This window comes from Mesorhizobium sp. B2-5-4 (assembly GCF_006441095.1).
Lineage (GTDB): Bacteria > Pseudomonadota > Alphaproteobacteria > Rhizobiales > Rhizobiaceae > Mesorhizobium > Mesorhizobium salmacidum.
This window is the reverse complement of record NZ_VFUR01000004.1, coordinates 14,653-40,043: the sequence shown is the minus strand read 5'-3', so window position 1 is coordinate 40,043 and position 25,391 is coordinate 14,653. Positions and strand designations below refer to the sequence as shown.

The 25,391-nt window shown below is 63.0% G+C and carries 23 protein-coding genes; 9 read left to right on the top strand and 14 right to left on the bottom strand.

Features of this window, described 5'->3' with window-relative positions:
* Entirely contained in the window at positions 1-1,314 is a 1,314-nt protein-coding gene (gene hmgA / locus FJ492_RS06300; protein WP_140769041.1) for a homogentisate 1,2-dioxygenase, read from the bottom strand.
* Between the two features lie 86 nt (positions 1,315-1,400).
* On the opposite strand from hmgA, the gene FJ492_RS06295 reads away from it, so the two are divergent.
* Entirely contained in the window at positions 1,401-1,838 is a 438-nt protein-coding gene (locus FJ492_RS06295; RefSeq protein ID WP_181166590.1) for a MarR family transcriptional regulator, read from the top strand.
* Between the two features lie 60 nt (positions 1,839-1,898).
* On the opposite strand, the gene tdh is transcribed toward FJ492_RS06295, so the two are convergent.
* Both tdh and FJ492_RS06285 read right to left on the bottom strand, forming a co-directional pair.
* A complete protein-coding gene (tdh, locus tag FJ492_RS06290; protein ID WP_140507281.1) occupies positions 1,899-2,933 on the bottom strand; it encodes an L-threonine 3-dehydrogenase in 1,035 nt (344 codons plus the stop codon).
* Positions 2,934-2,985: 52 nt separating this feature from the next.
* Positions 2,986-4,173, bottom strand: coding sequence for a glycine C-acetyltransferase (locus FJ492_RS06285; protein ID WP_140769039.1), 1,188 nt, complete (start codon positions 4,171-4,173; stop codon positions 2,986-2,988).
* A gap of 309 nt (positions 4,174-4,482) precedes the next feature.
* Between FJ492_RS06285 and FJ492_RS06280 the strand changes: the two genes are divergently transcribed.
* Positions 4,483-6,555, top strand: coding sequence for an EAL domain-containing protein (locus FJ492_RS06280; RefSeq protein WP_140507283.1), 2,073 nt, complete (start codon positions 4,483-4,485; stop codon positions 6,553-6,555).
* 74 nt (positions 6,556-6,629) lie between these two features.
* Positions 6,630-7,370 (top strand): polysaccharide deacetylase family protein, encoded by a 741-nt coding sequence (locus tag FJ492_RS06275; RefSeq protein ID WP_246675913.1) that lies wholly within the window; start codon positions 6,630-6,632, stop codon positions 7,368-7,370.
* An 18-nt stretch (positions 7,371-7,388) separates the two neighbouring features.
* On the opposite strand, the gene FJ492_RS06270 is transcribed toward FJ492_RS06275, so the two are convergent.
* A complete protein-coding gene (locus FJ492_RS06270; protein ID WP_246673853.1) occupies positions 7,389-7,787 on the bottom strand; it encodes a MarR family transcriptional regulator in 399 nt (132 codons plus the stop codon).
* A 175-nt stretch (positions 7,788-7,962) separates the two neighbouring features.
* Between FJ492_RS06270 and FJ492_RS06265 the strand changes: the two genes are divergently transcribed.
* Entirely contained in the window at positions 7,963-8,370 is a 408-nt protein-coding gene (locus tag FJ492_RS06265; RefSeq protein WP_140507285.1) for a hypothetical protein, read from the top strand.
* Positions 8,371-8,470: 100 nt separating this feature from the next.
* Here FJ492_RS06265 and FJ492_RS06260 read toward each other — a convergent pair whose 3' ends face one another.
* A complete protein-coding gene (locus FJ492_RS06260) occupies positions 8,471-10,516 on the bottom strand; it encodes an NADH:flavin oxidoreductase (protein WP_140507286.1) in 2,046 nt (681 codons plus the stop codon).
* Between the two features lie 56 nt (positions 10,517-10,572).
* Here FJ492_RS06260 and queF point away from each other — a divergent pair, with 56 nt between their 5' ends.
* Positions 10,573-11,034: a preQ(1) synthase gene (queF, locus tag FJ492_RS06255; RefSeq protein WP_140507287.1), complete on the top strand. Its 462-nt coding sequence runs from the start codon at positions 10,573-10,575 to the stop codon at positions 11,032-11,034.
* Positions 11,035-11,042: 8 nt separating this feature from the next.
* Here the strand turns inward: queF and FJ492_RS06250 are convergent, their stop codons facing one another.
* From FJ492_RS06250 to FJ492_RS06230, 5 genes are all read right to left on the bottom strand, one after another.
* Positions 11,043-11,651, bottom strand: coding sequence for a hypothetical protein (locus FJ492_RS06250; RefSeq protein WP_140749095.1), 609 nt, complete (start codon positions 11,649-11,651; stop codon positions 11,043-11,045).
* Between the two features lie 4 nt (positions 11,652-11,655).
* Positions 11,656-12,135, bottom strand: a complete 480-nt coding sequence (locus tag FJ492_RS06245) for a DUF3828 domain-containing protein (RefSeq protein ID WP_140507289.1) — start codon at positions 12,133-12,135, stop codon at positions 11,656-11,658.
* Positions 12,136-12,280: 145 nt separating this feature from the next.
* Complete coding sequence (locus FJ492_RS06240) at positions 12,281-14,263, bottom strand: FAD-dependent oxidoreductase (protein WP_140769038.1); 1,983 nt, start codon at positions 14,261-14,263, stop codon at positions 12,281-12,283.
* 117 nt (positions 14,264-14,380) lie between these two features.
* Positions 14,381-16,030, bottom strand: a complete 1,650-nt coding sequence (locus FJ492_RS06235) for an ABC transporter substrate-binding protein (RefSeq protein ID WP_140714234.1) — start codon at positions 16,028-16,030, stop codon at positions 14,381-14,383.
* Positions 16,031-16,076: 46 nt separating this feature from the next.
* A complete protein-coding gene (locus tag FJ492_RS06230) occupies positions 16,077-17,627 on the bottom strand; it encodes a trimethylamine methyltransferase family protein (RefSeq protein WP_140749104.1) in 1,551 nt (516 codons plus the stop codon).
* Positions 17,628-17,718: 91 nt separating this feature from the next.
* Here FJ492_RS06230 and FJ492_RS06225 point away from each other — a divergent pair, with 91 nt between their 5' ends.
* Together FJ492_RS06225 and mutL are read left to right on the top strand one after the other, a co-directional pair.
* Positions 17,719-18,621: a LysR substrate-binding domain-containing protein gene (locus FJ492_RS06225; protein ID WP_140507295.1), complete on the top strand. Its 903-nt coding sequence runs from the start codon at positions 17,719-17,721 to the stop codon at positions 18,619-18,621.
* A 43-nt stretch (positions 18,622-18,664) separates the two neighbouring features.
* Entirely contained in the window at positions 18,665-20,554 is a 1,890-nt protein-coding gene (gene mutL, locus FJ492_RS06220) for a DNA mismatch repair endonuclease MutL (RefSeq protein ID WP_140769036.1), read from the top strand.
* Between the two features lie 22 nt (positions 20,555-20,576).
* On the opposite strand, the gene FJ492_RS06215 is transcribed toward mutL, so the two are convergent.
* Both FJ492_RS06215 and FJ492_RS06210 read right to left on the bottom strand, forming a co-directional pair.
* On the bottom strand, positions 20,577-21,284 hold the full coding sequence (locus tag FJ492_RS06215) for a hypothetical protein (RefSeq protein WP_140769034.1): 708 nt from the start codon (positions 21,282-21,284) through the stop codon (positions 20,577-20,579).
* Positions 21,285-21,443: 159 nt separating this feature from the next.
* A complete protein-coding gene (locus FJ492_RS06210; protein ID WP_140769032.1) occupies positions 21,444-22,337 on the bottom strand; it encodes a DMT family transporter in 894 nt (297 codons plus the stop codon).
* Positions 22,338-22,427: 90 nt separating this feature from the next.
* Between FJ492_RS06210 and FJ492_RS06205 the strand changes: the two genes are divergently transcribed.
* Positions 22,428-23,354 (top strand): LysR substrate-binding domain-containing protein, encoded by a 927-nt coding sequence (locus FJ492_RS06205; RefSeq protein WP_140749116.1) that lies wholly within the window; start codon positions 22,428-22,430, stop codon positions 23,352-23,354.
* Between the two features lie 63 nt (positions 23,355-23,417).
* Here FJ492_RS06205 and FJ492_RS06200 read toward each other — a convergent pair whose 3' ends face one another.
* Positions 23,418-24,020, bottom strand: a complete 603-nt coding sequence (locus FJ492_RS06200) for a hypothetical protein (protein ID WP_140769030.1) — start codon at positions 24,018-24,020, stop codon at positions 23,418-23,420.
* A gap of 114 nt (positions 24,021-24,134) precedes the next feature.
* Here FJ492_RS06200 and FJ492_RS06195 point away from each other — a divergent pair, with 114 nt between their 5' ends.
* On the top strand, positions 24,135-24,368 hold the full coding sequence (locus FJ492_RS06195) for a DUF2093 domain-containing protein (RefSeq protein ID WP_027143200.1): 234 nt from the start codon (positions 24,135-24,137) through the stop codon (positions 24,366-24,368).
* On the opposite strand, the gene lpxK is transcribed toward FJ492_RS06195, so the two are convergent.
* On the bottom strand, positions 24,365-25,390 hold the full coding sequence (gene lpxK, locus FJ492_RS06190) for a tetraacyldisaccharide 4'-kinase (protein WP_140769028.1): 1,026 nt from the start codon (positions 25,388-25,390) through the stop codon (positions 24,365-24,367). The genes FJ492_RS06195 and lpxK overlap by 4 nt on opposite strands.
* Position 25,391: the final 1 nt, after the last annotated feature.

Sequence of the window (25,391 nt, the reverse complement as noted above, 5' to 3'; positions counted from 1 at the left end):
TCAAGACCAGTCGCCCTCGGGCGTGCCATTGAAGCGTTTCTTCAGGTCAGCCCAGCAGTCGATGTAATTGTCCTGCCGGGTTTCGAGTTCGGCGCCGTAGCGGGTCAGCATCTGCGGAAAGCGGGTCTCGAACATGAAAGCCATGGTGTTGTCGAGCTTGACCGGTTTCAGGTCGGCGCGCGAGGCTTTTTCGAAGCCAGGCGCATCCGGGCCATGGGCCAGCATCAGATTGTGCAGGCTGATGCCGCCGGGCACGAAGCCTTCTTCCTTGGCATCGTACTGGCCGTGGATCAGCCCCATGAACTCGCTCATGATGTTGCGGTGATACCAGGGCGGCCGAAACGTATTCTCGGCCACCAGCCAGCGCGGCGGGAAGATGACGAAATCGATATTGGCGGTCCCTTCCTCGCCGCTCGGCGCGGTGAGCACGGTGAAGATCGACGGGTCGGGATGGTCGAACAGCAGCGCGCCGACCGGCGAAAAGGTCGCCAGATCATATTTGTAGGGGGCGTAGTTGCCGTGCCATGCCACCACGTCGAGCGGCGAATGGCCGATCTCGGTGACGTGGAAATTGCCGCACCATTTCACGATCAGCCGGCACGGCGTTTCCTTCTCCTCGAACCAGGCGCATGGCGTCTTGAAATCGCGCGGATTGGCCAGGCAATTGGCGCCGATCGGGCCGCGGTCAGGCAGCGTCAGCTTGGCGCCGTAGTTCTCGCAGACATAGCCGCGCACTTCGGTGTCGACCAATTCGACCTTGAAGACGAGGCCGCGCGGCAGCACGCAGATTTCGCCCGGCCGAAGCTCGATGACACCCATCTCGGTGACCAAGCGCAAGCTGCCCACCTGCGGCACGACAAGCAGTTCACCGTCGGCGTTGAAGAGATGGTCGTCGACCATCGAGCGATTGGCGACATAGACATGGGCTGCCATGCCGGTCTGCCCGAGCACGTCACCGGCTGTGGTGATGGTGCGCATGCCCTGGATGAAATCGGTCGGCTCGTTCGGCATCGGCACCGGATTCCAGCGGTACTGGCCAAGCGCCAGCTCGTGATCGCCGACATTGGGGGCAGTCTTCCACAGCGGATAGCTGGCGGCCTTGAACCGGCCCGTGTGCCTGACGCTCGGACGGATGCGATAGAGCCAGGAGCGCTCATTGGTGCCGCGCGGCGCGGTGAAGGGCGAACCGGAAAGCTGTTCGGCATAGAGGCCGTAGGCCGGCCGCTGCGGCGAGTTGCGTCCCTGCGGCAGCGAGCCGGGCAGTGTCTCGGTCTCAAAATCGTTTCCGAAGCCCGGCATGTAGGAAAAGGCCATCGCTTCCTCCCGGATTGACCAAACTTGTTTCGTTTGTAACCATTGAAAATGTAACTATCAATCTTCCGTTTTTCCGGATGCGGACAATGGACATTCTCGAACTCGAAAGCTTCCTGCCCTACCGGCTGTATCGCCTCGCCGATGCCGTCAGCCGCGAATTCTCGAAGGTCTACAAGGACCGCCATGGCCTGACCCGGCCCGAATGGCGCACGTTATCGGGGTTGGGACAGCGCGGCACGATGACCGCGACGGAACTTGGCGAACAATCGGCCATGCACAAGACCAAGGTTTCGCGGGCGGTAGCCGAGTTGGAACGCCGGCGCTGGCTGGTGCGGACGCCTGACGAGAACGACCGCCGCGTCGAGCACCTGACACTGACGAAGGCCGGGCTCGCTGCCTATCGCGAGATGGTGCCGCTGGCGAAGGCGTTTGAGAGAGAGTTGCTGGCGAAGTTTGGCGTGGACGCACGTGCGGCGATTATGAGCGGGATGGCGGCACTGGAGATGGCGTTGGAAGGAAAATAGAGTTGATAGGCTGGCAGGACAGAGGGGCGCGAAGGAACTCCACGTCTCTGTCGACGCGTCTCACCAGTCCATCACCACCTTGCCCGAACTGCCGCTCCTCATCGCATCGAACCCAACCTGGAAATCATCGACGCCGATGCGATGCGTGATTAGGCCGGTCACATCGAGCGGGCCCTGCACCAAGGCGATCATCTTGTACCAGGTCTCGAACATTTCGCGGCCATAGATGCCCTTCAAGTGCAGCATCTTGAAGATGACCTTGTTCCAGTCGATCTCGAAGCCGGTCGGCGCTATGCCGAGGATGGCGATCTTGCCGCCATTGTTCATGGTGTCGATCATGTCGCGGAAGGCGGGCGCGGCGCCCGACATTTCGAGACCGACGTCGAATCCCTCGGTCATGCCGAGCACCGGCATGACATCGCGCAGCTTTTCCTTCGAGGCATCGACGACATGCTGGACGCCGAGCTTCTTCGCCAGCGCCAGCCGCACCGGGTTGATGTCGGTGATGACGACCTTGCGCGCGCCGACGCACTGCGCGACCAGTGCGCCCATGATGCCGATCGGTCCGGCGCCGGTGACCAACACATCCTCGCCGACCAGATCGAAGGACAGCGCCGTGTGGACGGCATTGCCCAAGGGGTCAAAGATCGCGGCAATCTCGTCCGGAACATCGTCGGGAATCGGCACGACATTGTGCTGCGGGATCGCCAGATATTCGCCGAAGGCGCCAGGACGGTTGACGCCGACGCCGAGCGTGTTGCGGCACAGATGTCCCCTGCCCGCACGACAGTTGCGGCAGTGGCCGCAGACAATGTGGCCCTCGCCCGACACGCGCTGGCCGACCTTGTATTCGGTAACCGCAGCACCAAAGTCGGCGACCGTGCCGACGAATTCATGGCCGGTGACCATCGGCACCGGCACGGTCTTCTGCGCCCACTGGTCCCAATTGTAGATATGCACGTCGGTGCCGCAGATCGCCGTCTTCTTGACCTTGATCAACACGTCGTTGGGGCCGATCTCCGGCACCGGCACCTCTTCCATCCAGATGCCCGGCTCGGCCTTGGCCTTCACCAGCGCCTTCATCATGTTCGACATTCTTTTGTCCCTTGAATCTCTTGATCCGGAATCGCTTTTCGGCGCCGGCCGTTCAGGAAATCACACCCAATTCCCTACCGACCGCACCGAATGCCTCCACCGCGCGGTCGATATCAGCGCTGGAATGCGCCGCTGACATTTGGGTGCGGATGCGCGCCTGGCCTTTCGGCACGACCGGGAACGAAAAGCCGATGACATAGATGCCACGCTTCAGCATGCGCGCGGCCATTTCCTGCGCCAGCGTCGCATCACCGAGCATCACCGGTATGATCGGATGATCGGCGCCTGCCAGCGTGAAGCCAAGCTTACCCATCTGGGACCGGAACCGCGCCGCATTGGCATATAGGCGCTCGCGCAAGGCATCGCCATTGCGGATCAGGTCGAACACCTTGATCGAGGCACCGGCGATCGCCGGCATCAGCGTGTTGGAAAAGAGATAGGGCCGCGAGCGCTGGCGCAGCCAGTCGACGACCTGGCTTTTGCCAGAGGTATATCCGCCGGAAGCGCCGCCGAGCGCCTTGCCGAGCGTGCCGGTGATAATGTCCACCCTACCCTCGACGCCGCAATGTTCGGCCGAGCCGCGGCCGTTTGCACCGACGAAACCAACTGCATGGCTGTCGTCGACCATCACCATCGCGTCGTATTTCTCGGCGAGATCGCAGACACCTCGGAGATTGGCGATGATGCCGTCCATGGAAAACACGCCGTCGGTGGCGATCAGCCGGAAGCGGCAATCCTTCGCTTCCTGCAATCGCGCCTCGAGATCGGCCATGTCGTTATTGGCGTAGCGGAAGCGTTTGGCCTTCGACAGCCTGACACCATCGATGATCGAGGCGTGGTTCAACGCATCCGAGATAACGGCATCCTCTTCGCCAAGCAGCGTCTCGAACAGGCCGCCATTGGCGTCGAAGCAGGAGCCGTAGAGGATGGTGTCCTCCAGGCTGAGGAAGGATGAAATTGTCGCCTCGAGCTGTTTGTGCTCTTCCTGCGTGCCGCAGATGAAGCGCACCGAGGCCATGCCGTAGCCGTAGCGATCGAGCGCCTGCGTGGCCGCCGCGCGCAGGTCCGCGCTGTCGGCAAGGCCGAGATAATTGTTGGCGCAGAAATTCAATACCTTCTCGCCGCCGACCTCGATTTCGGCCGACTGCATCGAGGAAATCACCCGCTCGGACTTGTAAAGGCCGGCGGATTTCAGCCCTGCAAGCTCGCTGTCGATATGGGAGAGAAATGCTGCGGTCATGATCAGGCCTCGTTTGACGTGGGCAGACTGTCGTCCCGCCGGCGCAAAAAATCCATCGCAAAAGCGACCGGATCAGGTGGCCGGGCAGCATCAGCCGGGATGCAATGGACATTGCCCAAGTGACAGCCCGGGAACGCATGGATTGACGAATGCTCAAATGCGGGCTTGCGGCGAAAGAGCCCGATAACCATTTCGCGATTTCTCCCCGCCTCCCCCTTGCCGGCCGGCCGTCGACTTCCGGTCCTGTTAACGTTTGCAGTTCAATGGTGCTCATACAGAAATCCGTTGGCGAGAGGACCGCCCCCGAACATGTCTCAGCAGCCGGTGCAAACCGTTTCAGGCAAGCTCATACTGCTGATCAAAGCTGGCTACTGGCTGGCGCTGCTGATCATTGCCGCCATGGTGGCGGCCTCCTTCGTCCTGCTGCAGCAGACGATGGCCACGCAGCAGCACAACAACACGCTGCTCGACATCGTCGGCACGCAAAAAACGTTATCGCAGCGCATCGTTTTCCTTGCCAGCGCAACGGGCGCCGCCTCGCGCGACAAGCAGCCAGCGCTGGTTAGCGCGCTGAAGCAGGCCACGGCTGAGTTCGAGACAAGTTATGATCTGCTGCTCAAGCAGACAGGCGCGGATCCGCAATCGCCTGCCAAGCTCGATCCGAAGTCGATCGAGAGCGTGCTTTTCGCCAAACCCTTCCATCTCGACTATTTCTCGGTTGGCCTGATCGCCAATGGCGATCGGCTGGTCTCGGCCTTTGAATCGCAACTCAACCAGCTCGACAATGGGGGCTACAAGGGCGGCGCCGAACGAGTCAACCTCGATGCCTCGGTCGCCAATGCCACGCTGTCGGGCTATGCCGCGCTCGGCCAGCGTATCAGTGCGGATGCCGACGAGCGCTCCGAGAAGCTGCTCACCCTCCATCGCACGCTGTTCTACGCCACCCTCGGTGTCATCCTGCTGGTGGCGCTGTTCATCTTCAGGCCGATGTCCAACGCGATCCTGCGCAAGACACGTGAACTGGTCGATGCGCGCAATTCGATGGCCTTCATCGCGGTGCATGACGGCCTCACTGGCCTGCACAACCGCACCTTCCTGACCGACCATTTCGAGACGCTGATCAAGGGCGCGCATCGCCGGCGCGAACGCCTGGCCGTGGTCCAGCTCGACCTCGACCGCTTCAAGCAGATCAACGATACGCTGGGCCACGCCGCCGGCGACTATGTCCTGGTGGTGACCGCACAGCGCATGCGCGATTCCTGCCGGGCGTCGGATCTGTGCGCGCGGCTTGGTGGCGACGAATTCGTGATGATCCTCAACGGAGCCGGCAACACCGAGGACATCAACATGCTGGCACGGCGCATCCTGGTGCACATCAATGAGCCCATCGTGTTCCAGGGCACCACCATCCTGCCGGGCGCCAGCGGCGGCATCGCCGTCTATCCGATCGATGCCGACAATGCGCAAGACCTGCTCGTCCATGCCGATCTGGCGCTTTACTCCGCCAAAAAAATGGGTGGCGGCAACTTCTCGTTCTTCTCAGAGGAACTGCGTCGCGAGCTCGACTACCGCAAGCAGCTCGAACACGACATCAAGGTCGCCATTTCCGAAAAGGCGTTCCAGGTCTATTTCCAGCCGCAGGTCTCGCTGACCGACGGCACCATCAGCGGCATCGAAGCGCTCGTGCGATGGAACCATGCCGAGCGCGGCATGATCTCGCCGGGCGAGTTCATTCCGGTCGCTGAGAAATGCGGCTTCATGCCGGATATCGGCCGCATCGTGATCAGCAAGGCGATCAACGAGGCCGCTGAATGGAACCGTGCCGGGATTGCCTTCGGGCGGCTTGCCGTCAATGTCTCGGGCACCGAGTTGCGCGAGCACGATTTCGATGCGTTTCTGTTCGAGACGTTGGAGAAGGCCGGACTACCGCCACAGAAACTGTCGCTGGAAATCGTCGAATCCGTCATTCTCGACGACGAGAAGACAGGCATCGCGGCGAAGCTGCGCCACATCAGGGCGGCCGGCGTCCATCTGGAGCTCGACGATTTCGGCACCGGCTATGCTTCGCTCAGCCACGTCAATCCCAACGAGATCGACCGGCTCAAGATCGACCGCCGCTTCGTCCAGAACATCCATGAGAATGGAGACAACTCCAAGATCGTGCGCGCCATCACGGAGCTTGCCCGGGGGTTGGGCATCTCCATCGTTGCCGAGGGCGCCGAAACCGAGGCGGAACTCGATTCGCTGATGGCAATCGGCTGCGACCAGGTGCAAGGCTATTCGATCGCTTTTCCGATGCCGCATGACAAGGCGCTTGAATGGCTGACCGCCCGCATGCCGAAGAAAGCCAGGCTGACGGTATTGCAAGGAAGCCTGGCGTAGGCGGAGCCCGGCCAGCCTTGACAAGTAGCCGCGAAAATGGCGGCCGGCCCTGATCGCAACGGGATAGCGGCCGCATGACATTCCTTTGGCTTGCCCTGGCAGCCATGTTGATGCCGGCGTTGCCGGCCTATTGCGCGAATCGCACCATCTATCTCACCTTCGACGACGGTCCGCTGAACGGCACGAGCAACATCCTCGACGTCTTGGAGGCGGCGCAGGTTCCGGCAACGCTGTTCATGGTCGGCATGCATGCCGAAGCCAGTGCGTCCAACAAGGCGTTGGTACGGCGCGCCAAGGCGATGCCGCTGGTGACGATCGGCAACCACAGCTACAGTCACGCCTACAATCACTACCGGCACTTCTATGGCGATACGGAAGGCGTGGTTGCCGACATGCTCATGGCCAATGCCGTATTGGGCCTGAAGCCGGCGGTGCACGCCCGCCTGCCGGGACGCGATGTGTTCCGGCTGCCTTCGATGTCGAAGAACGACAATTCGCTTGGACAGGCGCAAGCCGGGCGTGAGGGTCCCGACTATGAGTTTGTCGCGGCGTCCGGCTTTTATCTCTATGGCTGGGATCGCGAGTGGTGCACAAGGACAGCGGCGAGCCGGTGCAGAGCGTCGACCATCTGGTCAGCGAGATCGATCATTTGTTCGGCTATGGCCATTTCGCCAAAACCGGGCAAGTTGATCCTGCTCATGCACGACGAGATGTTTCAGGACGGCTTTGACGGCAAGACGCAATTGACCAAGCTGATCACCGCATTGAAACTGCGCCACTATGCGTTTGGAATAATCCAGAGCTATGACGACTGAGCCATCAGGTCGGCACTGCTAGCTCCCCACATTCTCCCGCAACGCCGCGAGCACCTGTGCAAACTCAGCCAGACGCTCATCGGACAGTCCGGTGCGAAGCCGCTTGTCGAAGACGAGCGCGGCTTGCCGCAACGTCTCGAACAGCGCTTCTCCCGCCTCCGTCAATTCGACCATGTGAACCCGTCGGTTGACGGGGTCGCGCCGCCGCGTCAGCAGGCCCTGCACCTCCATCGCATTGAGATGATGGGTCAGCGTCGCACCCTGGATGCCGATCATGCCGGCAAGTTCGCGTTGATTGGCAAGCTCGCTCGACTTGACCGACAGCAGCGTGAGCCAGACCGGCAAGGTCCCCCCCGCTTCAACCAAGGCAGCGTCGAAGGCCTGGGCAACAAGCTTGGCGGTGCGGCCGAGATTCATGCCGACCGGCGGGCGTTCAAACGGTGTCATGATCTGACAGTAGAGCAAGCAATGGAAACGTGAAACTCGGCTTCATGATTGACATCTAACCGTTAGATATCTAACTTTGTCTTATTGATGGCATCGCGACATGGTTGCGGCGCGCAGGCGGCGGGCGAATGAGAGGAATGCGGTCATGCAATATGTTTATATCGTCGTCATCGGCCTGCACGTCATGGCCGGCGTCTTCTGGGCCGGCACGACCATCGCGGTTGCCCGCGATCCGGACATCCGGGCAGAGCGGTTCTTCCGGCCGCAAATGGGCGCGGCCGGTTTGGCTTTCCTGACCGGTTTGCTGCTCTGGTATTTCTTTCATGAGGGTGCTTTCGGCTCGATGGAGAAGGTACTGGCGCTCGGCATTTTGACGGCGCTGATCGCCGCTGGCGTGCAAGGCGCGCTTGTGGGCTCCTCCAGCAGGCAGCTAGCCGGCGCCGATGCCGCAACCCAAACAGAGCTGCGCGCAAAGATGACCAGGGGCGAACGCATCGCCGGCGGGCTGCTGGTCATCACCGTGCTTTGCATGGCGACCGCCAAGATGTTTTAGAATCGCACGGCCGGTGAAAGCCGACCATGCGCGGCGCGCAAAGGACCAGAGCGGTAGGTGGCTCTCCTTGCAAAGGCCGTTGCGCGCCATCTGGTCGTGATCAAATCCTGATCCCGAACCTTATGCCGTCATAGATGGCGGCGTGGATGTTGCGCGAGGCGACCGCATCCCCGATGCGGAACACGACGAAACCACCTTCCGAATTGCGTGATGGGAAGATATCGCCGCCGCTCACCAGCCGCTCATAATCGATCGCGCCGCCATTCCTCGACAGCGGCTTTAGCGACAGATAGAGGTCGTCAAGCGGCGCCGTGCCGTGCTCGACCACCACCTGGTCGACCCTGCGCTCCCCGCGCCAGCCATCGGCAAAATCCGAAGCGAGTTCCGCGACCAATTGATTGCCCTCGCGCCGCACAGAGCGCAGGCGTGTGTTGATGGTGATGGTGACGCCCCTTTCCTGGAAGGCGCGCATGTACGGCACGTGGTTCATGCCGCCCATTTCGGGGGCGAAGAACCGCTCTGGCGAAACCAGTTCCAATTTCGAGCCGCCGTTGGCAATCAGTTCGGCCGCGCCCATGCCCTGATGGCCGCCATTATCGTCAAAGAGAAGAACATTCTCGGCCGGCTTGACGCTGCCGGCCATGATATCCCAGCTCGAGATGACGAGATTGTCGCCGGAGGCCAGCGGCGGGTTCTGCGGCAGGCCGCCGGTGGCGACGACCACCACGTCAGGGCCCAGGGCCAGGACGTCGTCCTGCTCGGCCCAGGTGTCGTAGCGGATCTCGACGCCGAGCCGTTCGAGCTCGGCCAGACGCCAGTCGATGATGCCGATCAACTCCTTGCGGCGTGGGTTCTGGGTCGCCAGGCGGACCTGGCCACCCGCTTGTGATGATGCTTCCAGGATCGTGACCTGATGGCCGCGCTCGGCCGCGACGCGCGCCGCCTCCAGTCCGCCGGCGCCGGCGCCGACGACCACGACTTTCCGCCTAGGCCCTTCCGTCTTGGCGATGATATGTGGGATATCCGCCTCGCGGCCGGTCGCCGCATTGTGGACGCACAGCGCCTCGCCGCCTTCGTAGATGCGATCCAGACAATAGGTGGCGCCGACACAGGGACGGATCTCGTGCTCGCGGCCCTCCATCACCTTCCTGATGATGTGCGGATCGGCGATGTGGGCGCGGGTCATGCCGACCATGTCGAGCTTGCCGGTGGCGATCGCATGGCGCGCGGTGGCGACATCGGAAATGCGCGCCGCGTGGAAGGTCGGGAATTTCGTCGCCGCCCTCACCTCGCCGGCGAAATCGAGATGCGGCGAAGACCGCATGCCGGTCACCGGGATCACCTTTGTGAGCGCCGCATCGGTCTCGATCGAACCACGGATGATGTTGAGGAAATCGACCTTGCCGGAGCCGGCCAGCCACCTGGCGATCTCGACGCCCTCCTCCTTCGACAGGCCTTTCTCGAAATCCTCGTCGGCGACCATGCGGATGCCGACGACGAATTTCTCGCCGACCGCCGCTCGCACCGCATCAAGCACCATGTTGGTGAAGCGCAGGCGATTGTCGAGCGAACCGCCATATTCGTCACCGCGATGATTGGTGGCAGGCGACCAGAAGCCGTCCATCAGATGGCCGTAAGATTCGAACTCGATGCCGTCGAGCCCGGCTGCCTGGCAGCGCTGGGCCGCCGATGCATAGTCGGCGACGATGCGCTCGATATCCCACTCCTCGATGCTCTTGGGGAAAGCACGATGCGCCGGCTCGCGCACCGGCGAGGCTGACAGCACCGGCAGCCAGTCGGCCTTGTTCCAGCCGGTGCGGCGGCCAAGATGAGTGATCTGGATCATCACCTTGCAATCGTGCTCGTGGCAGGCGTCAGCGAGTTCGGCCAGCCACGGCACGATGCGGTCGTCATAGACATGCAAATTGCCGAAGGCGGCTGGGCTGTCGCGCGAAACGATGGCCGAGCCTGCGGTCATGGTCAGCGCCATGCCGCCCTTGGCCTTTTCGGCATGGTAGAGCCGATAGCGCTGCTTCGGCATGCCGTCCTCCGAGTAGGCCGGCTCGTGGCTGGTCGACATCACCCGATTCTTCAGCGTCAAATGCTTGAGCTGGTAAGGTTGGAGAAGCGGGTCGTTGCTGATCATCGTCTTCCTGCCGTTTTAATTTGTGCTAATGAGCGGCAAATCCAAGGAAACCGCTTATGATCGATACCAAAACCCTCACCCAGCTCGGCACGCACGTCGAGACGCCACAGAGCCCCGAAGCTGCGGTCCTGGAAACCGTGCCGTTTTCTCGCGGCGACGGACCGCCGGCGATCGTGCGCTTCACCTGCCCGGAATTCACCTCGCTCTGCCCGGTGACCGGACAGCCGGATTTCGCTCATATCGTCATCGACTACGCACCCGATGCCGCCCTGGTGGAATCGAAGTCGCTGAAGCTGTTCATGACCTCGTTTCGCAACCATGGCGCTTTCCATGAAGACTGTACGGTGATGATCGGACGTCGCATCGTGGCCGCGACCAAGCCGCTCTGGTTGCGCATAGGCGGCTATTGGTATCCACGCGGCGGCATTCCGATCGACGTGTTCTGGCAAACCGGCTCTCCGCCGGAAGGCGCCTGGCTGCCGGACACCGGCGTCGCCCCCTATCGCGGGCGCGGCTAGTTCGGCCATCATTCGCACTGGTACTGGCTTAACGCCCATTCGCCGGTCACCGACAAAAGGTCCGATATCTTCCATTCGCCGCCGACCTTCTTGAACTTCCATTCGAGGCGGTGCGGGTTGCCGCCGACGACGAAGGCGACGATGACCTTGGCCTGATCGCCATTGATCGCTTCGAGCGTCTTCAGGCTTTTGTCGATCTCGGCCTCGTCGTAGTCCGCATTGTCGAGCGCCATGTTGGGGTCCAGGCACTCGCCCTGCCCGGATTTGCGCAAGGCATCGCTCTTGTCGAGCACGGTTTTAGCCGGGTCGGTGAAATGGCCGCGCTGGGCCGGATCGACCTCCAGGCCGACCTGATCGTAAAACGGCCGCACCACCGCTGTCGGCGATCCCGGCTGGATGGGGGCGGCAGGCTCGCTCGGCGGCCATGCGACGGGCGGCGTCGCCGGCTCCGCGGCTCCGCCAGGCGCGGTTGCCGGCGGTATCCGGCCGTCATCAGGCGCGGTCCCGGCAGGCGCATTTGCCGGCGGCGCGCCCAACAGGCCCTGAGCGGATGCGCCGTTCAAGCCAGCCGCCAGCAGGCACATGGCCGACAATGACAGGAGCGCGCGACCGGCCATTGCTTCACTCCGGATCTTGGCCCGCCATGCATTCGAGCTGGCTCAGCGTCCAGTCGCTGGTCTTCGATGCAATGTCCGATATCTTCCATTTGCCGTCGACCTTCTTCAGCGACCAGTGCATTTCGCGCTGCGCATCGTCTCCTTCCGGAAAAAGACTGAAGTTCGCCACCACTTGCGCCGTGTCGCCATCCACCGTCTCAGACAGCTTCAGTGTCTTGGAAAGGGTCTTTTGGTCGAAATCCTGCGCATCGAGGCCGGGGTCGAAGTCGATACAGGCGACCTGGTCCGGATTCTTCTTGGTCGCCTGGTCGTTGAGGTCGAACAATTTCGTCACCGGCTCGGTGAAGCGATCGCGGTATTGTGCGTCGGCCTCGAACTTGACCTGCGGGACATAGAAGAACTTCACGGCGTCGGAAGCCGGACCGGCCACGGCGGCGGCGGGCAAGGCTATCGAAAGGGCGGCAAGGAGCACTGTCAGTCTCATGCAGAATCTCCGGCTTTTCATGGCTTGAAGCAACCAATACCACGCATCCTGCATATCGGCTTTTTTGCGGTTCATGAAGCCCGCCTGCGCACGCATCACGGCTGAAGCGGGTCATCTCGACGGGACGTGCAGGCGAAGCTTGCACTCAGAGGCCGAGCGCTGCCTTGCGTCCGTCATGGATGGCGAATGCCACCTGCCTGGAAGAGGTACAATCACCAATCGAAGTGTGGGCAATCTTGCGCCTTTCGAGTTCAATGGAAAGCATGTTGGCGGCCATATTCGTCGTGGCGAAGACCAGCGCATCGGCTTCGATCTCCTGCTCGGTTTCATCGAGCAGCGAAGCGACCCTGGCCATCCTGCCATCCCAGTGAACGACGGCGCTCTCGGTCACAAACCGCACCTTCAGCTTGGCGAGCGCCCGCCGCAGCGGCGCGTCGACGGCCATTCGCTGAAGCTCTTTGCCAACCAGGGCGTCCGGTGTCACAAGCGTCACATTGTGACCGTCCTCGGCGAGTTTCCAGGCGGTGCCGCAGCCTTTCCAATTGCCGCCATCGTCCAGCAACAGAACATTTTTTCCCGGCCTCGCCTCACGGGCCATCACCGCTTCGGCCGAGAGCACCGGCCCGCCGCCTGGAATGCTGTCCCACTGTGGCAAGGCCCGCTGGAAAGCGCCGTCTGGCGGCATCGAGCCGGTCGCGACGATGACGTGATCCGCGCCTTCGCGCTCGACATCGTCGGCTTCGACATACTGCCCGTAGCGGATGTCGACCTGAAGCTGGCCGAGCTGGCGCTCGTACCAGTCGATCAGATCCAGAATCTGGGCACGGCGCGGCTGCAGTCCCGCAAGACGGAACTGCCCCCCAAGGCGGTCGGACGCCTCGGCCAGTGTCACCCGGTGTCCGCGCTCGGCCGCGGCGCGCGCCACTTCGAGCCCGGCCGGGCCGCCGCCGACGACCAGCACGCGCTTCGGCTGGGCGGCCGGAGCGAAGCGATCTCCGCCCCACTCCCATTCCCGCCCCGCGGATGGATTGATGACGCAGCTGATCCAGTAATCACGGCTGCGCCGGCCCCAGCACATCTGGTTGCACGACAGGCAGCCGCGAATGTCCTGCGGCCGTCCGGCGGCGGCCTTTGCCGCAAGGTGCGGATCGGCGATCTGCCCGCGCACGATGGAAACGAGATCGGCGCGGCCTTCGCTCAACACGCTCTCGGCGTTCTCGGCGGTGCGGATATGGCTCTCGGCGGTGATCAGCGCATGACGCACGGTGGATTTGAGCACGGACGCCAGGTCGGCACCGAGCTTTTCGGGATAAACAAAGGTCGGCATGATCTTGTAGAAGTCGAAGTAGGAACCCGTTCCGCAAGTCACATAGTCGATCAAGGTATCGCGGTCGTGGAGGTCGATTATTTCGGCCAGCGCTTCGCGCTTCAGCGCCACTTCGACTTCCGGCTCATCACTGATCGCAAGACCGATGATGAAATCATCGCCGCATTCCCGGCGAATCCTGGTCATCACCTCACGGCTCATCCGGGTGCGGTTTTCAAGGCTGCCGCCCCATCGGTCGTCGCGGCGGTTCGACCAGGGTGTCCAGAACTGGTCCAGCATCGAATGGTACGCCGCCCAGACCTCGACGCCGTCGAAGCCGGCCTCGCGGCAACGGCGCGCCGCCTGGACAAAGCCGTCGATCGTTTCTTCAATCTCGGCTTCGTACATCCGATGCGAACCGTCGGAATCGTGGTAGCTCGGCAGGCCGGAAGGCGACCAACCGGGGTGAAACGAGTTGTCCGCGTCCGCGTGCTGGCCGACGTGGTAGAGCTGCTGGATGGCGACGGCGCCGTTGCCGCGAATTGCCTCCGTCACCTTGCGAAAATGCGGGATGACGCGGTCATCGGACGGGCTGAAGTTGCCACGGGTAAGCACGGCGGCCTGATGCACGGGCATTGGCTCGACCACGATCATGCCGGCGCCGCCGATGGCGCGTTCCGCGTAATAGCCGACATGCCGCGCGGTCGGCAGCCCCTCCACCGCCATGTTGGCGGTATGGGCTCCGAATACGATCCTGTTGCGTAACGTCTTGCCGCGCAGAGTGGCCGACGTGAACAGCCGGTTGAAGACCCGCCCAGACATGCACCGCTCCTTCAAAGCTTTGGCGGCGGCACCCAGGCGCCAGCGCTCGCAACCAAAGTCGATTCTTGCCGGAAAGCCGGCACCTCGGGGGTGCCGGCTTTGCCGCGATCCTTGAAGCTAGGCGTCCAGCCAGACGTTCTGGAGATCCATTTCGAAGGTCTGGTGGACGCCGTAGTTCTTCACCTTCTTGTTCGTATGGCTGTAGAGCTTCTGCCAGAACGGCTGGATGATGACGCCGGAGTCCTGCAGGATCTGCTCGACATCCTTCATCACCTCCTTGCGCTTGGCGACGTCGATCAGCGAGAGCGCCTGCTTGAGCTTGGCGTCGAAATCGGGATTGGAATAAGCCGATTCATTCCACGCCTCGCCGGTGCGATAGCCCAGCGCCAGCACCTGGACGCCGAGCGGGCGCATGTACCAGATGGTCATCGAATAGGGATATTTCGTCCAGTCATTCCAGAAGGTCGAGCCAGGCAGCACGGTGCGCTTGACCTTGATACCGGCGTCGCGCAGCTGGCCGGCGATCGCATCGCCGGTGTTCTTCTGCCAGTCGTCCTCGATGGTGATCAGCTCGTGCTCGAAGTCGGCTTGGCCGGCGTCCGCCATCAGCTTCTTGGCGCCCGCGGCATCGCGCTCCTTCTTGGGCAGGGCATAATATTCGGGATGGATCGGGCTGACATGGTGGTTCTCGCCGACCGTGCCCCGGCCATTATAGCCGAGTTGCAGCACCGCGTTGTTGTCGACCGCCATCTGCAGGGCATTGCGAACGCGCTGGTCGTCATAAGGCTTGTGCGTGATGTTGGTGCGGGCAACCAGCGTGGTGGCGGTCGCGACCTCCGATTTCTGCAGCCCCATCTTGTCGAGTATGTCGATGAAGTCGGCGGGCGACTCGAAGTTGAGGTCGATTTCACCGGAATCGAATGCATTGACCGTGGCGTTGAAGTCGGTGCCGTAATCGATGAACTCGACGCTGTCGAGCGGGGCTTCGCCACCCCACCACTTGCCGTTCTCGCGGCGCTTGACCACCGCCTTCTGGCCGACGTCGTAAGAGACCAGCTCGAACGCTCCCGTGCCGATCGGCTTCTTGATCGGATCGGCGCCATCGGCATCGAAATTCCGGTGCACGATAAGGGCGGGGTAATCGGTGAAGTTCGGAATGAGCGAAATGTCGGGCTCGCTGAGCTTCAGCTTGACCGTATTGTCGTCGACCTTGGTGATGGCACCGTCCCTGGCCTTGCCGGTCTTGGCATCGATCAGCGCACCGACGCGCGCCGCCATCGAGTTGCCGGCGACCCCCTTCTCGCACCAGCGCGTCACATTGTGCACCACGTCATCGGCGTTGAAGGCATCGCCATTGTTCCAGGTGACGCCCTTGCGCACATGCAGCGTGTATTCGGTGGCGTCGTCGTTGATGTCCCAGCTTTCGAGCAGCACCGGCTCGAAGGTGAATTGTCTGGTGTAGCGAACCAACGGCTCCAGCCAGCTGCGCGAGATGTTGGCCAGCTCCACCCAGTCGTAAGTACGCGGATCCTTCTGCGCCTTCACCGCCATCGAGACGTGCAGCGTCCCGCCCTTCTTCGGCTCCTCGGCCAGAGCTTGCGTCGGCGCGGCGAGGCCGATCATGCCATAGGCAAACGCCGTCGATGCACCAAGCGCGCTGGCCAGCGCCAGGAACTCGCGCCGGTCCATGCGACCCGCCCGCGCCTCCGTTGCCATCGCTTCGATAGCCTGCGGCACACGATCGCCATTACTTTTGAAAACCGTCATGTCACTCTCCCCTTGTTGTTCCCGTCAGGTCTTTGTCTGTTGTTTTTCAACTAACGCTGTCGGGCAATTTTTCCTCGCGCCGCGCGATCAGATCCTTGAGACCGTCGGCGATGCCTTCGTCGAGTTTCGGCTCCTCATAATCGGCGAGCATGTTGCGCGCCTTCTCGCGGCCGCGCGTATCGTGGTCCTTCGCCCCTTCCGCCTTCCATTGTTCGTAGGAGTTGAAGTCCATGATGCTCGGCATGAAGAAAGCCTTCTCGAAATGCTCGAGCGTGTGCTGGGTGCCGAGGAAATGGCCTTGCGGCCCGACCTCGCGGATCGCCGCCATCGCCTCCTTGAAATCGTCGAAAGGCAGGCCGCCCGCGTATTTGTACCAGCCGACGAGCTGTTCGCAGTCGGTGGCGAATTTCGAGTAACCGCAGGTGAGACCTGCTTCCAGCCAGCCGGCCGAATGCCAGATGTAGTTGGCGCCGGCAAGGATGGCGGCATGCATCAGCATGTTCGCCTCGTAGCCGGCCTGGGCATCGTTGAGCTTCGAGCCGACATGGAAGCCTGACGTGCGCCAGGGCAGTTTGTATTTCCGCGCCAGCGCACCCATCAGATACATCATCTGGGCGGCCTCCGGCGTGCCGCCCATCGGAGCGCCGGTCTTCATGTCGACCGTGACCATGAACTGGCCGTAGATCTGGGGTGAACCCGGGCGGATGAGCTGGGTGAAGGCCACCCCGGCAAGCGCCTCGGCGTTGACCTGCGCAACCGCGCCGACGGCCGACGCCGAGGTCGAGGCGCCGCAGAGCGCGAAGGGCGCCAGGATCAGCGGCTGATTGTGGCGCGCATACACCCTCATGGCGTCCAGCATGGTGGCGTCCCAGACCAGCGGCGAATTGCAGTTGGTGATTGCAACCAGCACCGGATTGTCGCGGACGAATTCCTCGCCGAACACGATGCCGGCCATCGCCATCGTATCTTCCGCCCGCTCCTTGGACGTCACAATGCCCATGAACGGTTTGTCGGAATATTTCAGCGCCGAATGGATGATGTGCAGGTGCCGCTTGGGCACGGCAATTTCCATTGGCTCGCAGATGATCGAACTCGACGAGTGCAGCGCCGGCGCCATGTAGGCGAGCTTGTGGAAATTATTCAGGTCGGCAAGCGTGCCGTAGCGCCTGTTGTTGTCGAGGTCGCGCACATAGGGCGCGCCATACATCGGCACGAAGATCGAGTTCTTGCCGCCGACGCGCACCGTGCGCTGGGGATTGCGCGCGTTGAGCGTGAACTCGGAGGGAACCTTGGAGACGAGTTCCATCAGCAGCGCGCGATCGATGCGGACCCGCGTTTCCCGGACATCGGCACCGGCCGCCTTCCACAAGGCGATGGCCTCGTCGTCGCGGAATTCGCAGCCGACCTCTTCCAGGATCGAAAGCGACTCCTCGTGGATCAGTTCCACCGCCTCATCCGGAACCATCTGGTACACCGGGATCTGACGAACCAGGGTTGGGAACGAGGCGACCGGTGCCCCACGGAGCGCCTTGCGCCCGAGACGGCCACCGCCACGGCGATGGGTCGGTTCGGTCAATTCAGCGGCGGGTGCGTTCATGAGACCTCCTAGCGTCCGTTCCAGCCAAGTTAGCGAGGCGAAACATGGCTGTGACGCTGGAAAATCCTGATCTCTTGTATAAGCTGTGCTTATGCGAAGCCTGCGCCACCTCCTGCCGTCCGCCGGCAGCCTGATCGTCTTCGAGGCGGCGGGCCGGCTGTCGAGCTTCACCGCCGCCGGGCGGGAGCTTGGCATGACGCAGGCGGCCGTCTCCTATGCGGTGCGCGGGCTGGAAGAACAGCTCGGCGCCAAGCTGTTCCAGCGCCGCCACCGGCAAGTCAGCCTGACGGAAGCCGGCGAGCGGTTCCATGCCGACGTCTCGCTGGGCTTGTCGCATATCCGCAAATCCGCCGAGGATCTGCGCCTGCAGGCGACCGGTGGCCATGTGACGCTTGCCGCCTCGACCGCTTTTGGCTCCTTCTGGATGATGCCGCGCCTGCAGCAGTTCCGCGACGAATTGCCGGGCATCGACCTGCGCATCCAGACCGCCGACCGTGATCTCGACATCATCGCCGAAGGTATCCCGCTGGCGGTGCGCGGCGGCGAGCCCAGGGAATGGCCGGACTACCACTCGCTGCCGCTCGCCGATGAGGAGATCTTCCCCGTCGCCGGAACCAGCTACTTGGCCAAGTTCGGCATGCCGGGAACCGTCGAGGAACTGGCCACGCACCGTCTCATTCACCTCGAGGAGCCGTATCGTGAAGCGGCAAGCTGGGACGAATGGTTTCAGTCGGCCGGCGGCAGCCTCAGCAATACCGCGCGAGGCCTGCGCATCAATGATTATGGCCTGGTGATCCAGGGGGTCATGGAGGGGCAAGGCATTGCGTTGGGCTGGCGGCACCTTGCTGAGCGGCTGCTGGCGACGGGCCTGCTGGTACCGGTGACGAACCACGTGCTCAAGACCGGCAAGGCCTTCTATGTCGTGTGGCCGAAGAACCGCGAGCTCTCGGACAATGCCCGCAAGGTAAGAGACTGGCTGGTCGCGCAGGCGTAAAGTAGCCTCGCACGCACCGACCGAATCCGTGTAAGATCTGATCATGCCCATCCGACAGCTTTCCGAAACGATGATCAACCAGATCGCCGCCGGCGAAGTCATCGAGCGTCCGGCGAGCGTGGTCAAGGAACTGGTCGAGAACGCGCTCGACGCCGGTGCGAGCAAGGTAGAGGTCGTCACATCGGGCGGCGGGCTGAACCTTATCCGCGTCACCGACGACGGCTCCGGCATTCCGGAGCAGGAGTTGGCGCTGGCGATCGCGCGTCACTGCACGTCCAAGCTTGCCGAGGACATCCACGACATCCGCTCGCTTGGTTTTCGCGGCGAGGCGTTGCCGTCGATCGGCTCGGTGTCGCGGCTGTCGATCCGCTCGCGCACGGCTTCGGGCGACAGCGCCGCCGAGATCGGCATCGAGGGCGGCCGCGTCCTGTCCATCAGGCCGGCTGCAGCCAATCGCGGCACCACCGTCGAGGTGCGCGACCTGTTCTTCGCCACGCCGGCACGGCTGAAATTCATGAAAGGCGAACGCGCCGAAAGCTCGGCCATCAGCGACGTGGTCAAGCGCATCGCCATCGCCTTCCCCACAGTGCGTTTCACCCTGGCCGGGTCCGACCGCACGACGCTGGAACTGCCGGCGACCGAGGACAGCGCGGAAGGCAGCCTGCGCCGGATCGCGCAGGTGATGGGTGCCGACTTTCCCGACAATTCCATTGCAATCGACGCGATGCGCGAAGGCGTGCATCTGACCGGCCATGTGTCGATCCCGTCCTTCACCCGCGCCAACGCGCTGCAGCAATACGCCTATGTCAATGGCAGGCCGGTGCGCGACAAGCTGATCGCCGGCGCCATTCGCGGCGCCTTCGCCGATGTCCTGCCGCGCGACCGCCACGCCGTGACCGTGCTGTTCCTTTCGCTCGATCCGACCATCGTCGACGTCAACGTCCATCCGGCCAAAGCCGATGTCCGCTTCCGTGATCCGGGCCTCGTGCGCGGCCTGATCGTCGGCGCGATCCGGCAGGCGTTGGCCGATGCCGGCATCCGCTCCGCCACCACGGGTGCCGCAGGCATGATGGCTGCGTTCCGCCCGGGCGCCGCGCCCTATGACCACGGCGGCCCGACAAATGGCCATCGCAGCTACGAAGCAGCTTTCCGCGCGTCCGGCCCCGCGGGTTTCGATCCTTCGCGCTCACCGCAGCGGCCGCTCGACATGCAATTCGCAGGAGCAGCTTTTGAACGCGGCAACGCAAGAACCGGCGGCTTCGGTGAACCCGACCAGGGGGCATTCGATGTCGGCCCGCTCGCCAGCGCCGATGCGCGCGCCGGGCAGAATGAGGCAACCGAGACGCTGCTCGGCGCGGTGCTGGGTGCCGCGCGCGCCCAGGTGCACGAGAACTACATCGTCGCCCAGACCAGGGATTCGCTCGTCATCGTCGACCAGCACGCGGCGCATGAGCGGCTGGTCTATGAAGCGCTGAAGAACGCCCTGCACTCGCGGCCAGTGCCCTCGCAGATGCTGCTTCTGCCCGAGATCATCGACTTGCCGGAAGAGGACGCCGAGAGGCTCGCCATGCATTCCGAAACGCTCGCCCGCTTCGGCCTCGGCATCGAGCGTTTCGGCCCGGGCGCGGTTGCCGTGCGCGAGACGCCGTCGATGCTGGGCGAGACCAATGTCCAGCAATTGGTGCGCGACCTCGCCGACGAGATCGCCGACAACGACACGGTCGAGACGCTCAAAGGTCGGCTGGACAAGATCGCGGCGACCATGGCCTGCCACGGCTCCGTGCGCTCCGGCCGGCTGCTCAAGGCCGAGGAGATGAACGCGCTGCTGCGCCAGATGGAGGCGACGCCGGGCTCAGGCACCTGCAATCATGGCCGTCCCACCTATATCGAGCTGAAGCTGGCGGATATCGAAAGGCTGTTCGGGCGGCGGTGAACCGGCCCCAACGGGCCAGCTCTCATTTCCTCTGCTGATATTTCCTTGTCCGTGAATTGAAGACGTAATCGACCGCGGTTCCGGCGCCGCCGCCTTGAAAATTCACGGAAATGATGTCCTTGCCTTGTTCCACCCATTTCTGGACGTTCATGTAGATGGTCGTCATCAGCATACCGGCACTGCAAACGTCGTCATCGAAGGTAATTTCCTGGACAACCTTGCGGCTGCTCTTTTTGATGACCTGCACTTTTTCCATGCAAAGGCCGGCGCTGGTATTCGTGTAGATTCCCGAAAACCTGTCGGTGGCTGTCTGCGCCCAAAAGGGAATCTCGACAGTGCCGTCGATCTTTGCCTCGCCGGTGTCATCCAGGCTCGCTATTTTCTTGAGGGTGACGGGATATCTGTCCGTGCCTTTGCTCCAGCTTCCTGTCACAGCATTTCCCTTGAGATCGAGGGAGAATGGGCACCTTGCAGCGTTGATGGGGGGACTCTGATAAAATTCCTCGTCGTTTGAAAACTCGCAAAGCACGAACCTGGTGCCGCTGACCGTGCCATACAGCGCAATCGGGATTTGCTTCGCGTCGTAGAAGTAGCTTCCATCGACCTTCGGCGCGCTGCCTAAGCTGTCATATGTCTGGATGGAGAAATGGATAGGAGATGCCCCGAGGAAACCCTCGTAATTTTCCACGTGGTACCAACCCGCAACGGCTTTTGCGTTGAGCAGCAACAAGCAAACGACCGTTGAGATAAAACGTCTTCCCATCCCAGCCCCGCTGCGCTCCGCGACGGCAATCCGCCAAGACTGCGTGACAGTTGCCTTGCGTCGCGGCAGCCGTCAACTGAAATCCGTGGTTCCTGATAAGTCAGGGAAAGATCGCAACCTTTTGAATTAGCGTTTCAAATTCACCACGATAACGCCGCCGAGCGCCAGCGCGCCGCCGAGAATGCCGAGCAGCGTCGGCACCTCGCCCAGCCAGAAGAAGCCGATCAGTGCCGACATCGGCGAGACCAGGTACAAGAAGTTCGAGGCACGCGCCGCCGGCAGACGCGACAGCGCAGTCGCCCAGGCCGCATAAGCGATCAGGCTCGGCACGATGCCGAGATAGATGACGGCGCCGAGGCCGGCGGTGTTCGCGACCGTGGCCTGCTGCAGAGCAGCGGGCAGGAAGGGCGCCAGGCAGAGCGCGCCGAGCACCATGTTGGACGCCGCGATGGTCAGCGGATTGTGGCGGGCAAACAGCGGCTTCTGGACGATGGTGTTGACGGCCGAGCAGAGTGCCGAGCCAAGCACCAGCAGCGCGCCGGCATTGAAATGAAGGCCATGCCCGTCGGCGATGGCGATGATACCGATGCCGGCGAAGGAAATGACGGTACCGATCCAGGCCAGGCCTGAGAAGCGCTCGCCAAGCAGGGCCATCGCCATGATGGCGGTGAAGATGGGACTGACATTGATGATGAAGCCGGCTGCTCCGGCCGAGACGGTCTGCTCGCCAAAATTGAGCATCGCCGTGTAGAGCGCGACGAAAATGGCGCCGCCGAAGGCGAAGCGCCAGAAATCGCCGATCCTGGGCAGCGCCGGACGCTTGACGGCAAGGAAGATGGCAGCCGGCACGGCGGCTATGGCAAAGCGCAGGGCGCCAAGCTCCAACGGCTGGAAAGCGGCGAGCCCGGCCCGGATCGCCGGGAAGGCAGAGGCCCAGCCGATCACCGTCAGCGCCACGGCGATGGCGGCCGTGGTGTCCATCCGCTGTGTCGAATTCAACGTGCCTGTGGTTGCGCTCATCTCATTGCCCTCGGATTCTTCGGTCTCGGCAGCAGAAAACGCCCTTTCAGGTCAATTGACAAACGACCAAATCAAGGGTCACCTGTGAGCATGGATCACAGCTCGAACAGTATGCTGCCGCTGGAGACATTGCGCGCCTTCGACGCGGCGGCCCGGACGGGAAGCTTTTCGGCCGCCGCTGAAAAACTCAACCTCACCCATGGCGCCGTCAGCCGGCAGATCGCCAAGCTCGAGGACTGGCTTGGCCTGAAGGTTTTCGAACGCGGCGCGCGCGGCGTGTCGCTGACCAACGAAGGCAATCGCCTGCATCTCAGGACCACCGAAGCCTTCGCGCTGATATCGGTCAATTCGGATCGGTGGGTGGAGCCGCGCGGCACCGCCGTGGTGCGCCTGGCCTCCATTCCATCGGTGAGCGGCTTGTGGCTGATGCAGCGCATGGCAACGCTGGAAAACGACCCTACCCGCCTGCGCATCGTGCTCGACGTCGACAACCGCCAGGCCGATCTCGCCGACGAAGGCATCGATCTGTCGGTCCGCTGCGGTCGCGGCCGCATTCCGGGCCGCGTCTCGGTGCAACTGTTCGAAGAACATCTCTTCCCGATCGCCTCGCCGGGCCTTGCAAGAGAGATCGGCGCTGGCGACCCGGCCCGGTTGCTCAAATTCCCGCTGATCAACGATTCCGACGCTTCGGGCTGGCGCGCCTGGTTCGCCGCGCAGGACATGGATTACCGGCCGCGCCCGCAGGACCGCCGCTTCGAGGACTACAATCTGGTGCTCGATGCCGCAGCCCATGGCCTCGGCATCGCGCTGGCGCGGCCGCCGCTCACCGAGCACCAGATAGAATCGGGGCGCCTCGTCGCCGTCGACGATCGCACCGCGCTCAATCCCGTTTCCTACTGGCTGGATCGTCCGGTCGGCCGACCGCGCGCGGCCGCCGCCGATCTCGCCAGGCGCATTGCCGAACAGGCCGGGCTTGCTTCGGCAAGGCTGGAAGCTTTCCTGCAGGATGACGATTAGGCTGCGACACGTCTCGGAGACAATGCGTGGCGGTCCCCTGTCGGAAATCGCGTGATACCTGCTTTAACGGAACAGAAAAAGCACAATCATGGTAGTCGCGGCCGAGACGATGGCCGTCACGATCGATATCGTCCACAGCGACGACGGAGCTGGCTCGGATCGTGGAGCATGGCCCGCCGGTCGGATGGAGGCGCCGCGCGGTTGCGGCGCGTTGGCGTTGGCCGCGACCAGCACCGCGGCGGAAGCGACCGCAGGCGAAAATGTGGACGAGGCCGAGGCCGGCGCCAGTTTGGGTGTGCTGTCGGTGACCGTTATCTGCGGCGGGGCGAAGCCGCGCGAAGCCTGATCGGTGTCCGTCCCTGTCCCACCCGTCGAGGCTCGTGGCGGTGCATGGTGGGTGGCGGCGTCAAGTTCCATGACGGCCCGGTAAGCATCCTCGATCTCGGAGGATGACAGGCGTTGCGACGTCTGAGCGGCCGGTCGCGGCAGCGAGCCTTGCAGCGCCTGGGCGGCGAACTGCGCCGATTGCACCATCGCGGGCGCCGGCGGCTGGACGAGCGCCTTGACCAGCGCCGCGGTCGCCGGGTCGGCCTTGAGGGAAGGCACCGGCTGGGGCGTGAGTGCTTCTTTCAGCAAAGACGGCATGCTTGCATTGGCGATGTCCATGGCGCTTCCTGACAACCATCGTGCCGAAGGGCAATATTACATGAGCATTGCGCCAAGCTTGACCTTGCCCACGATTTATGGCGATTGAATCCCAATGAACTCAAGTACCACCGCATGATGAACCGTTTCGAAGGCCCGGGCGGCAAGGAAGCCCGCATCCGCTATCTCGATGGCGATTTCCAGGTCACCAGCCCCGGCTCGTTCGTGCGCTGCGCCGTGACGGGCGAAAACATCCCACTGGACGAGCTGAAATACTGGAGCGTTGCCAGGCAGGAGCCCTACGTGAACGCGAGCGCATCGCTGCGCCGCGAAATCGAGGTGCATCCGGAACTGCGCAAGCGGGGCTAGCCTCTCAGCTTACGCTGGCGCCAGGCATCGAGCGTTTCCTCGATGATGCGCTCGGGAACGTGATCAAGCTCGAAAATCGTGTCGATTTCCAGCACGTCGAGACGGTCGAGAAAATCCTGCGGGGCGCCATGGCGCAACCGGGCGGCGTCCTTGGCGGTGGTGATCAGGCCAAGGCCTTCGGCCCGCGCCGTCGCGGCCAGTTCGGCGAGCTCGTCCTCGGCGTAGAAGTGATGGTCCGGAAAGGGCCTGGACAGGATCACTTCGCCGCCGGCCTCGCGCACCGTGTCGAAGAACTTTTCGGGATGACCGATGCCGGCAAAGGCCAGAAACCGCTTTCCGGCAAGCCCCGCCTCGCTGCTCGGCTCCGTGTGGGCCTCGAAGATCGGCCGGCCGGCACGCGCTGCCCGGCGGACCACGGCATCGGCGGCGGTGCCCTCGCCCATCTTCAGCAGCCCGCTGGTGAAGACCAGCTGGTCGACGATTTTGGCCCTGAGCGGACCGCCCGGGATGACGCGGCCATTGCCGATCCCATAACGGGCATCGACCACGACCAGCGCATAATCGATGTGAATGCGCGCGCTCTGGAAGCCGTCGTCCATGATCAGGAAATCACAGCTGTGCTTTTCCAGCAGCAGCCGGGCGCCGGCGGCACGGTTCGGCGTCACTGCAACCGGGGCATGTTCAGCCAACAGAAGCGGCTCGTCGCCGACGTGCTTGGCGCTGTCACGACTGATATCGACGACATGCGGTTCGGCGAAGGAACCGCCATGGCCGCGCGACAGGAAACCGGGCTTCAGCCGCATGCGCTTGGCCTGTTGGGCGAGCGCGATCGCCACCGGCGTCTTGCCGGTGCCGCCAACGGTGAAATTGCCGACGCACAGAACCGGCGCCTGGATCTTCTCGCGTCGGGCCCGCCGCATGCCGCGACCGGCGACCAGCGCATAGACAGCCGACAGCGGCGATAGCGCCAAGACTTTCCAGTCCGGCTCTTCCCACCAGAATGGTGGTGCTTCCGAGGCCACG